At 36.0% G+C, this 9,058-nt stretch carries 6 protein-coding genes; 3 read left to right on the top strand and 3 right to left on the bottom strand.

What is annotated here, in order from left to right:
• The first annotated feature begins 168 nt into the window (after window positions 1-168).
• From QZ735_RS06335 to QZ735_RS06345, 3 genes are read left to right on the top strand one after another with little or no spacing between them, the layout of a single operon-like run.
• Window positions 169-1,806, top strand: coding sequence for an AAA family ATPase (locus QZ735_RS06335; RefSeq protein WP_294245761.1), 1,638 nt, complete (start codon window positions 169-171; stop codon window positions 1,804-1,806).
• Window positions 1,788-3,905, top strand: coding sequence for a UvrD-helicase domain-containing protein (locus tag QZ735_RS06340; protein ID WP_294245748.1), 2,118 nt, complete (start codon window positions 1,788-1,790; stop codon window positions 3,903-3,905). Before QZ735_RS06335 ends, QZ735_RS06340 begins: the two co-directional genes overlap by 19 nt.
• Window positions 3,902-4,981 (top strand): nucleotidyltransferase domain-containing protein, encoded by a 1,080-nt coding sequence (locus QZ735_RS06345; RefSeq protein ID WP_294245751.1) that lies wholly within the window; start codon window positions 3,902-3,904, stop codon window positions 4,979-4,981. The genes QZ735_RS06340 and QZ735_RS06345 overlap by 4 nt, the downstream gene beginning before the upstream one ends.
• An 85-nt stretch (window positions 4,982-5,066) precedes the next feature.
• On the opposite strand, the gene QZ735_RS06350 is transcribed toward QZ735_RS06345, so the two are convergent.
• The 3 genes from QZ735_RS06350 to QZ735_RS06360 form a co-directional block, all read right to left on the bottom strand.
• Complete coding sequence (locus tag QZ735_RS06350) at window positions 5,067-5,501, bottom strand: cold shock domain-containing protein (RefSeq protein ID WP_294245753.1); 435 nt, start codon at window positions 5,499-5,501, stop codon at window positions 5,067-5,069.
• A 269-nt stretch (window positions 5,502-5,770) separates the two neighbouring features.
• Window positions 5,771-6,112, bottom strand: coding sequence for a hypothetical protein (locus tag QZ735_RS06355; protein ID WP_294245756.1), 342 nt, complete (start codon window positions 6,110-6,112; stop codon window positions 5,771-5,773).
• Window positions 6,113-6,584: 472 nt separating this feature from the next.
• Entirely contained in the window at window positions 6,585-8,933 is a 2,349-nt protein-coding gene (locus QZ735_RS06360; protein ID WP_294245758.1) for a polyribonucleotide nucleotidyltransferase, read from the bottom strand.
• Window positions 8,934-9,058 lie beyond the last annotated feature (125 nt).

Genomic DNA, 9,058 nt, shown 5'->3' on the forward strand with positions numbered 1-9,058 from the left:
AGAAGGCTGGATAAAGACCATGAAAAGACACCTGAAAGTCAGGTATATTGGATATTATGGCAAAATTGTCAAATTATCCTCAATAAAATCAGATAAATAATACAAATCTTTTTTAAACATACTCTTAAAATAAATGTAGAAAATTTTTTTAGTTACAGATATAAAAGCATTAATTATAATTATGAAAATTCATTGATTGATGAAAGTATTTTTAATGATTTGGAAGATTCTAAAACTAAAAGTAATTTAAACAATATCATCAATTTTAAATATATAAGTGCCAAGAGAAATGTAACAAATAAAGAAAATGAAAAAACTTTATCTACACAAACATCTGAAATATATGAAAGAAGTGAAAAAAACGATGATGATGAAAAGAAAATTGACGAATTTAAATCAGTAATTGAAGATACTGATGAAGTCTTAGGAAATGTTTATGAAGCTTTATTCAGTGATATTACTAAAAAAGTAGGTTTATTTGGAGGCATAAGGAAAGATGAATCTATAATAAAAGTAATTTCCACTTTGCAACGAAAAGAATTATTAAAAGGAAATACAACTGTTATATATAAACACAGTAATGATTCTGAATTTCCTGAACATTATAATGGTTTGGGTTATATGAATCTTATAAGTATGATTTTTGAAATTGAAATTTTAGTAAGTGAATTCAAAAAAGGTAAAGATGAAATCCCAGCTGATATCAATTTACTTTTTATTGAGGAACCGGAAGCCCATACTCATCCACAAATGCAATATGTATTCATTAAAAATATTACTGAGCTTTTAAAGGACGGAATTACTCTTGAAAAGGACGGAAGTGGGAAGATTGTAAAAAGTCAACCTTTCCAATATATTATTAGTACACATTCATCTCATATAGTTGCTAATTGTCAAGAATTTAATTCTATTAAATATTTAAAGAAAGAATCAATAAATAACATTAAAGCAAAAAACATAAAAGAGCTAGAAAAAGAATATGCTGATGCAGGAGAAGAAAAAAATTACCGTTTTTTGAAACAATATTTAACTTTAAATAGAGCTGAATTATTTTTTGCTGATAAAGCAATTTTTATCGAAGGTGATACAGAAAGGATTTTACTACCTGCAATGATGAAAAAATTAGACTTAGAAGTTGGATTAGATACGAACGAACTTCCTTTGTTGTCACAAAACATATCTGTTATAGAAGTTGGTAATTATGCAAATATATTTGAAAAATTAATAAGCTTTGTTGGTTTAAAATCTTTAATAGTTACAGATTTAGATTCTGTAAAAAAAGATTTTATAAGAAATAGTGATGGAACTATAAAAAAAACAAAAAAAGACAAAGAGAGAAAATCTGATTTTAGCTGTAGAGTTTCTGAAGCAGAAAAAACAAGTAATCCGACCTTGCTCTTCTTTTATCCATCAAATTCAATTTCTTTTCAAAATATTTTGAAAAAAAGTTTTGAAGAAAAAAGATTTTCCAAAACCTCAGTATGGAAAGAACAAGTTGATGGATATTTGCAAATAATTATGCAGACAGAGGAAGAAGGATATTGTGCAAGAAGTTTTGAAGATAGTTTTTTTCATTTAACACAAAACAAAACTTTCATAAAGGATAATAGAAGTAAATTCATTGGTCTTAAAAATCTTAAATATTTCTATGATAATTCAAAAGATGCATATTTTTTAGCAGAAAAATGCGTAGATAGTAAAGGCTCTTTTGCGATTGATATATTGAGATGTACAAACGAAACTTATTCTAATTGGCAAATTCCAGCTTACATTAAAGAAGGATTATTATGGTTACGGAAAGACTAGACATACAAGATCAGCTTGAAGTATTATCAATTTTTGAACATATTGATAATGGACACAATTTTCTATTAAGTGGTGGTGCAGGAAGTGGTAAAACATACTCTTTAGTTTCTGTAATTAGGCAAGTCATTAAAGAAAATCCAACAATTAAAATTGCATGTTTAACATACACAAATGCTGCGGTAAAAGAGATTGAGGATCGTATAAATCATAAAAATCTAAAAGTTTCTACAATTCACGATTTTCTTTGGGATTGCATTAAAAATTTTCAGTCAGAATTAAAGTTAGCTTTAATACAATTAGCAGAGGAGGAAACTTTTATTATAGATGACCCTGAGAAAACTTTATCTGAAAATATTGAGATTCAATATAAAGAATATGTCAGATTGAGAGAAGGAATTATCTCCCATGATGAAGTAATAACTATTTCTGAGTATATGTTTATAAAGTATCCTAAGTTATGTGATATTTTAAAAGATAAGTTTAAATTTATATTTATTGATGAATATCAGGATACTAATGAACAAGTAATCAGAATATTCTTAGATCATTTACGAATATCAAAAAAACAATCTATTATAGGTTTATTTGGAGATTCAATGCAATCTATTTATGATGACGGAATTGGTAACATAAATCTTTATTTGGAAAAAGATTACGTAAAAGAGGTTGTTAAAAATCAAAATAGAAGAAATCCAAAAAAGATTTACAAGCTTGCAAACAATCTTCGTACTGATAATGTTAAACAAGAACATTCTTCTGATTTAAGTGCTCCCAATATTTTACCGAATGGAAATGTAAAAGATGGTAATATTTTATTTTTATACTCTGTTGAAAAGAATACTGAAAAAATCAAACATTATTTAAAAAGCCTTAATCAAAGTTGGGACTTTGCTAATTCCAAAACAACTAAAGAATTAAATCTTACTCATAATTTAATTTCTGCACAAGCTGGATTCTCAACCTTAATGGAAATATATGATGAAGATCCAATTATTAATCTTAAAAAGGATTTAAGTGAGAAAATTAAAAATGAGAATTTAAATATTGAAGATGAGAAAACATTTGAAGAAATAGTTAATGAATTAAAATTAGAATCTAGATCATATCTATTAGATGAAATAAAATTAGATTTAGAAGCATTAAAAGAATTTGATAAAGTAAAAGATTTATCTATAGTAAATTTTTCAGATTTAGAATTTAAACATAAACTATTGATCGAACTAAAAGAAAAAACGATAAAGCAAAAAAAGATTCCTAAAAAAAATCTATATAAATACATTACCATTGAAGAATTTGTAGGAGAGTTGAATTTTATAACTACTGTTTTAAAAAAAGATAAGATACTATCAAATGAAACTCATAGATTATTCTATGAGAAAATTAAGGATAAATCTTTTAATGAAATAAAAAAAATTTATATTGATAAAGAAAATCTTATTGACGACAAAAGAGAATTAGATGATCAAAACTCAAAAAAAGGATCAAAGAGAGATAATTTTATTAAGCATTTGTTCAAAATTCAAAATGTATTAAGATTTTATTCTGATAAAAACTTCCCTGAGTTTTTTAGAGTGATGAAGAGAAATGGAACTACTATCAAGACAATTAATGATAAACGAGTTCTTAAAAATAATATTGAACAATTACTAACTAATCAAAATACAACTATAGGAGACGTAATAGATAGGGCAGACGAATTGGGGATTGTAAAAAAAGATGATAAAATTGATAACTTTATTCATTCGTCAGAATACATCTATGACAGACTAAAAGAAGTTTCATATCAAGAGTTTATTAAATTATATGATTATTTAGAGGGATTAACTCCCTTTTCTACTCAGCACAAAACTAAAGGAAATGAATTTGATAATGTTTTGGTAATTTTAGATAATGGGAATTGGACAAAATATAATTTCAATTATTTATTTACCAATAGAATAGATAGAGCAAGTGTATTTGAAAGAACTCAAAAATTATTCTATGTTTGTTGTACTCGTTCTAAAGAAAACTTAGCAGTTTATTTTCAAAATCCTTCAACACAAGTTATTGAAACTGCAAAAAATTGGTTTGAAGAAATTATAGATTTAGACAAGTTATGACCATCCAAGATCTAAAAACCAAAAACCTCATCCTCCTCGAAGCCATCTCCGGCAGCCGGGCTTTCGGGCTGGCAACTAAAAATTCCGATACGGACATCCGGGGCGTGTATTATCTGCCGAAAGAAGATTTTTTCGGACTGAAATACGTGCCGCAGGTTTCCAATGAAACCAATGACATTACCTATTACGAGATCGGAAGGCTGGTGGAATTACTGCAGAAAAACAACCCGAACATTCTGGAAGTCCTGGCGGGTCCGGCAGACTGTATTCTCCAGAAACATCCGCTGATGGATCTGCTGAAGCCGGAAGATTTCCTGTCGAAGCTCTGCAAAGATACATTTGCAGGGTATGCCGTTTCTCAGATTAAAAAAGCCAAAGGGCTCAATAAGAAAATCCTGAATCCAGTGGATAAGGAAAGAAAGTCGGTTCTGGATTTCTGCTTCGTTCTGCAGGGCCAGGGTTCGGTACCCTTACGGAAATGGCTGCAGGAACATTCTGACGGAGGATTGCAAGGGCTGGTACAGGAAAAATGCGGACTGGCAAGTATCGACCATACCAAAGGCATGTTTGCATTGTTTTACGACGGATCCGGAAGTCTCGGATACAAAGGGATCATACAGCATAAGGAAGCCAATCAGGTTTCCGTTTCACCGGTTCCGGAAGGCGAAAAGCCGCTGGCCTATCTTTTCTGCAACCTGGATGCCTACTCCACTTATTGTAAAGACTACCGTGAATACTGGAAATGGGTTTCGGAACGGAACGAAGACCGCTACAACGTCAATCAGAACCATGGACAGCATTACGACAGCAAGAATATGATGCATACCATCCGGCTCCTGCAGTCCTGCAAACAGATTTTCAAAACCGGTTTCCTGGACATCCGTGTGGAGAACCGCGAAGAACTGCTGGATATCAAAGCCGGAAACCTGCCCTACGAAGCGGTGATGGAGAAAGCGGAGGTGCTTATCCGCTCCATTGAACATTATCATTCCCGCTCCAGACTGCCGGAAGTCCCGGATCTGAAGAAAACCTCAGGAACATTGGTACAGATCCGCGAAGCTTTGTACCTGAAATAATCAGTCAGTTGCCATAGCAATATAAAACAAAAGGGCTTCCCAAACGGGAGCCCTTTTTTATATCGGATGCCTGATGGATCCTGGTTTATTTTACCAGTTCGATCTCTACTGCAGAAAATCCTTTCGGAGACTTTTCTTTTTCGTAGGATACTTTGTTTCCTTTTTTCACAGGTTCTTTACAGTTATTGCTGTGGAAGAAGATATTCTCTTTAGATTTATCTTCCGTAATGAATCCGTATCCTTTTTCACTGAAGAAGGTAATGATTCCTGTTTTTCTGAGCTCTTCCGCCTCAATAGGAGCGGCACCCAACTGGATGTTATCCAGATCGATTTCAATTTTTTCTGAATGATCCGGTGGTGTGGAAGTCAGCTGGCCGTTGGCATCCACATACATCAGCATGTCATCCAGACCTTTTCCTTTGTTATTGCTCGTTTTACGCTCTTCACGCTTCTGAGCCTTTTCTTTTGCTTTTTGAACTTTTTTCTTAAAATTTTCTTTTTTAGAGAAAGAATCCGCCATATATTATTATAAAATTTAATTGTTTCTGATAAAACCCTTATCCGGGTGCAATAAAAAGCTGTTTAACCAACTTATGTCTGACTGCCTGTACAGTTCAAATCCAAAATAATACTGAAAATCCGTCAGCTGTAAAAGCAGAAATAAGTAGAGAAAATGAGAAATTCTAAACTGTTACAGAGAAAGGAAGGGACTACACCTTTTTATTGATATACAAATTTACAAAAAAATAACGGATTATCCTACTTTAAGAAATTGAATTTCAATTTATTTTAAGCATCCAGAAAATTGAGCCATTCCTGCAGCAAATCCTTGACATCAGCCAAAGGAAAAGTATAGGGCAATTTGTCAATTTTGAAATCCGGATATTCTATATCCAGATCCACATGCTCCGATACCATCGATTCATACATTGACCTGTCAGGATCATCAGTATTAAGAAACGCAACGACTTCCCGTAATAGAAATTCTGTTCCGGCACGATCCAGATAAGACAGGAATTGCAGACTGTTATTCTGGTCTATAATTCCGTCTTTGCGAAGGCAATGATAACCTATAGTACCATCAGAACTTACTTTATAAAATTCTAAACCATATTGTTCTCTCTTCGTCATAGGATGGTTTTTGTCATGCAAAGGAAAGAATGTATTATGAAAGATATAATATGATTTTAAAAGTTTAGACAAAAGAAGGACAAAAGAAGGATATTTAATACGATCCGGCAAAAATTTAATTTTACACGGGTTTAAATAAACGGACTTTATTCTCAATGTAAATCAGGAGTTATCATCCTGAATAAGTCGGACAAAGCCGATAGTACTATAATCGGCCTCAGTTTAACTTGTCATAAGCTTTGGCTGAAGCCGGATTTTTAGACCGTTATCATTACATCGGGCTGAAGCCGATGTTATTGATAAGTATATCGGATTTTAATATCGTTTTGATCCCTGATAAGACTCACTTTAAATCCGACATAAATGATAAAGCATTATTTTTCAGTTGCTTGCAACTACATCCATGTTGAGCCCAACCTAAAAAAAACCACCGGATTCCGGTGGTTTTAGTATGATTGATCATCTTATGATCTTATTCTTCAGAAGAGGGGTTCTGGTCTCCTGCCGGCTGATCGCCTTCAGGTCTTCTTTCTCTCTCCTGTCTTCTTTCCCCGTCATTTCTCCTGTCTCCGTCATGTATTCTTTCCCGGTCTCCGTCGTTTCTCCTCTGGCCTTCAGATCTTCTCTGACCTTCAGGTCGGTTCGGTCTGTCGGAACGCTCAGGTCGGTCAGAACGCTCAGGTCTTCCCTGCCCTTCCGCTTTAGGAGGTCTCGGCAACAATACCTTCCTCGAAAGCTTCATTTTCTTACGGTCATCAAAGCCCATGAACTTCACTTCCACTTCATCCCCTTCTTTATAAGGAACCGTATCCAGACGGGACCATTCGATTTCAGAGATGTGAAGAAGGCCTTCGGTTCCTTTGGCGATCGCTACGAAAGCACCGAAATCCATTACTTTTACTACTTTTCCATTGTATACTTCACCTACTACCGGAACGAAAGTAATTTCGTTGATCTTCGCAATGGCTTCGTTGATCTTCTCTCTGCTGACACCGGAAATTTCGATTCTTCCGATTTCGCCGATTTCTTCAATGGCAATAACGGTATCGGTATCTTTCTGCATCTGCTGGATGATTTTCCCTCCAGGCCCGATTACGGCACCGATGAAGTCTTTAGGGATCTCCATCATCACCATTTTCGGAGCATGCGGTTTCACATCGGCTCTTGGCTCAGCAATGGTTTCCGTGATCTTGTTCAGGATATGAAGTCTTCCGTCTTTAGCCTGTAAAAGAGCTTTTTCCATAATATCCATAGAAAGTCCCTGGATCTTGATATCCATCTGACAGGCGGTGATTCCGTCTGCCGTTCCGGTTACTTTGAAGTCCATGTCTCCCAGGTGGTCTTCGTCTCCAAGGATGTCGGATAATACGGTGAACTGACCTGTTTTAACATCTGTTACCAGTCCCATGGCAATTCCGGAAACCGGTTTTGCAATCTGGACACCGGCATCCATCAATGCCAGGGTTCCGGCGCAAACCGTTGCCATGGAAGAGGAACCGTTGGATTCCAGGATATCGGAAACGATACGGATGGTATACGGGTTTTCTTCAGGAATCATGTTGGCCAGTGCTCTCTGGGCCAGGTTCCCGTGTCCTACTTCCCTTCTGGAAGTTCCTCTTAAAGGTCTTGCTTCCCCTGTAGAGAACGGAGGGAAGTTATAATGAAGGAAGAATCTTTCGTCATAGTTTACCATTACACTGTCCACCATATTGGCATCTTTTACGGAACCTAAGGTTACAGCAGTCAGCGACTGGGTTTCCCCTCTTGTAAAGATCGCGGATCCGTGAGCTCCCGGTAAATAATCGATTTCACTCCAGATCGGCCTGATGGTTTCAGGATCACGTCCGTCCAGACGGATCTTGTCATTCAGGATCATCTGGCGCATCGCCTCTTTTTCCACATCGTGGTAATATACCTTGGCAAAAGGCGTTACTCTTTCCAGCTCTTCTGCATCTTCTACATACTGGGCCAGGAATTCAGCCAGTACCGCTTTGAACTTTTCGCCTCTTTCCTCCTTACCTGAAGGCGTCTTGGCTACTTCGTATACTTTGTCATATGTTTCTTTCCACACTTTCTCACGGATGGCTTCATCGTGGTTTTCGTGGTTGTATTCTCTTTTCGGAAAAGACTTCCCTACTTTTTCGGCTAATCTTTCCTGAGCTTCCACCTGCTTTTTGATTTCAGCATGGGCAAAAGTGATCGCTTCCAGCATTTCCTGCTCGGAGATTTCTTTCATTTCCCCTTCCACCATAACGATGGAATCTTTGGTAGCGCCCACCATGATGTCAAGGTCTGAATCCTTAAGATCTGCATAATTCGGGTTGATGGAAAGTTCACCGTTGATTCTTACCACCCTTACTTCAGACATCGGCCCGTTGAAAGGAATATCGGTAATGGCAATGGCTGAAGAAGCCGCCAGACCGGCAAGGTCATCAGGAATCGACTGTCCGTCATAAGAAATCAGGGAGATCATCACCTGAACTTCCGCGTGGAAATCATCCGGGAACAGCGGTCTCAATACCCTGTCCACCAAACGCATGGTCAGGATTTCCTGGTCGGAAGGACGTGCTTCCCTTCTGAAGAAATTTCCGGGGATTTTACCGCCGGCATAGAATTTTTCCCTGTAATCTACCGTTAGCGGCAGAAAATCCACTCCGGGATTCGCTTCTTTATTGGCTACTACCGTTGCTAACAGCATGGTTCCGCCCATTTTTACGACAACAGATCCGTCGGCCTGCTTGGCCAGTTTTCCTGTTTCAATAGTGATTTCTCTGCCGTCTGCAAGAGTAATCAGCTCTGTAATTGCTTGAGGTACACTCATAAATTGTTTTGTGTTGCACTCCGTATTGAGTGCTTTTAAGATTATATTTCGTCTAAATTAAGCTGCAAATTTAAGGTAATTATTTGGATTAAAGCTTTTATCCGTACCAAAATCCGCATCGGAAC

Source organism: uncultured Chryseobacterium sp. (assembly GCF_913776365.1).
Lineage (GTDB): Bacteria > Bacteroidota > Bacteroidia > Flavobacteriales > Weeksellaceae > Chryseobacterium.

Coding starts and splice junctions, on each gene's coding strand:
- QZ735_RS06340 (WP_294245748.1), top strand. CDS start 1,788: ATGGTTACGGAAAGACTAGACATACAAGATCAGCTTGAAGTATTATCA.
- QZ735_RS06345 (WP_294245751.1), top strand. CDS start 3,902: ATGACCATCCAAGATCTAAAAACCAAAAACCTCATCCTCCTCGAAGCC.
- QZ735_RS06350 (WP_294245753.1), bottom strand. CDS start 5,501: ATGGCGGATTCTTTCTCTAAAAAAGAAAATTTTAAGAAAAAAGTTCAA.
- QZ735_RS06355 (WP_294245756.1), bottom strand. CDS start 6,112: ATGACGAAGAGAGAACAATATGGTTTAGAATTTTATAAAGTAAGTTCT.
- QZ735_RS06360 (WP_294245758.1), bottom strand. CDS start 8,933: ATGAGTGTACCTCAAGCAATTACAGAGCTGATTACTCTTGCAGACGGC.